The 254-nt window shown below is 31.5% G+C and carries 1 pseudogene; it reads left to right on the top strand.

What is annotated here, in order from left to right:
- Positions 1-206 (top strand): annotated as a pseudogene (locus B2X73_RS01665) (riboflavin biosynthesis protein RibD); the annotation flags it as partial.
- Positions 207-254: the final 48 nt, after the last annotated feature.

Below are 254 nucleotides of genomic sequence, written 5' to 3' on the forward strand. Positions count from 1 at the left end.
CCTTGATTATTGAAGGTGGAAGTGATACCATACAACATTTTATTGATGCTGATTTGTGGGATGAAGCACGAATTTTGAGTTCGGATACTATTTGGAATGAAGGTATTTTAGCTCCTCGACTGAAAGGAACTCGAACTGAAAAGCATCGTTTTTTGAATGATGAATTAAATATTTTCGAAAATAGAATAGAAATTGAAGAACCTTAGAAATGAGGTTCTTTTTTATTATCTTTTATCAATAGCGTCCTAAATAAA

This window comes from Empedobacter sp. UBA7252 (genome assembly GCF_002472765.1).
In the GTDB taxonomy this organism is placed as follows: Bacteria; Bacteroidota; Bacteroidia; order Flavobacteriales; family Weeksellaceae; genus Empedobacter; species Empedobacter falsenii_B.